The organism is Klebsiella sp. BIGb0149 (assembly GCF_004362605.1).
Taxonomy (GTDB): Bacteria; Pseudomonadota; Gammaproteobacteria; order Enterobacterales; family Enterobacteriaceae; genus Klebsiella; species Klebsiella terrigena.
This window is the reverse complement of the sequence record NZ_SNYG01000016.1, coordinates 1-1,477: the sequence shown is the minus strand read 5'-3', so window position 1 is coordinate 1,477 and position 1,477 is coordinate 1. Positions and strand designations below refer to the sequence as shown.

Below are 1,477 nucleotides of genomic sequence, written 5' to 3'. Positions count from 1 at the left end.
CTTCTGTTAACGCTGAGGTGTGACGACGAGGCACTACGGTGCTGAAGTAACAAATGCCCTGCTTCCAGGAAAAGCCTCTAAGCATCAGGTAACATCAAATCGTACCCCAAACCGACACAGGTGGTCAGGTAGAGAATACCAAGGCGCTTGAGAGAACTCGGGTGAAGGAACTAGGCAAAATGGTGCCGTAACTTCGGGAGAAGGCACGCTGATGGTAAGTGAAACGACTTGCTCGTGGAGCTGAAATCAGTCGAAGATACCAGCTGGCTGCAACTGTTTATTAAAAACACAGCACTGTGCAAACACGAAAGTGGACGTATACGGTGTGACGCCTGCCCGGTGCCGGAAGGTTAATTGATGGGGTTATCCGTAAGGAGAAGCTCTTGATCGAAGCCCCGGTAAACGGCGGCCGTAACTATAACGGTCCTAAGGTAGCGAAATTCCTTGTCGGGTAAGTTCCGACCTGCACGAATGGCGTAATGATGGCCAGGCTGTCTCCACCCGAGACTCAGTGAAATTGAACTCGCTGTGAAGATGCAGTGTACCCGCGGCAAGACGGAAAGACCCCGTGAACCTTTACTATAGCTTGACACTGAACATTGAGCCTTGATGTGTAGGATAGGTGGGAGGCTTTGAAGCGTGGACGCCAGTCTGCGTGGAGCCAACCTTGAAATACCACCCTTTAATGTTTGATGTTCTAACGTAGACCCCTAATCGGGGTTGCGGACAGTGTCTGGTGGGTAGTTTGACTGGGGCGGTCTCCTCCCAAAGAGTAACGGAGGAGCACGAAGGTTAGCTAATCCTGGTCGGACATCAGGAGGTTAGTGCAATGGCATAAGCTAGCTTGACTGCGAGCGTGACGGCGCGAGCAGGTGCGAAAGCAGGTCATAGTGATCCGGTGGTTCTGAATGGAAGGGCCATCGCTCAACGGATAAAAGGTACTCCGGGGATAACAGGCTGATACCGCCCAAGAGTTCATATCGACGGCGGTGTTTGGCACCTCGATGTCGGCTCATCACATCCTGGGGCTGAAGTAGGTCCCAAGGGTACGGCTGTTCGCCGTTTAAAGTGGTACGCGAGCTGGGTTTAGAACGTCGTGAGACAGTTCGGTCCCTATCTGCCGTGGGCGCTGGAGAATTGAGGGGGGCTGCTCCTAGTACGAGAGGACCGGAGTGGACGCATCACTGGTGTTCGGGTTGTCATGCCAATGGCATTGCCCGGTAGCTAAATGCGGAAAAGATAAGTGCTGAAAGCATCTAAGCACGAAACTTGCCCCGAGATGAGTTCTCCCTGACCCTTTAAGGGTCCTGAAGGAACGTTGAAGACGACGACGTTGATAGGTCGGGTGTGTAAGCGTAGCGATACGTTGAGCTAACCGATACTAATGAACCGTGAGGCTTAACCTTACAACGCCAAAGCTGTTTGGTGTGGTGAATTTGAGAGATTTTCAGCTGATACAGATTAACTGACAGGCCTT

1 rRNA gene (cut by a window edge) is annotated in these 1,477 nt (G+C 52.1%); it reads left to right on the top strand.

Annotated elements, in window-relative coordinates:
- A 23S ribosomal RNA gene (locus EDF75_RS26990) occupies window positions 1-1,406 on the top strand (it extends 1,576 nt beyond the left edge of the window).
- Window positions 1,407-1,477 lie beyond the last annotated feature (71 nt).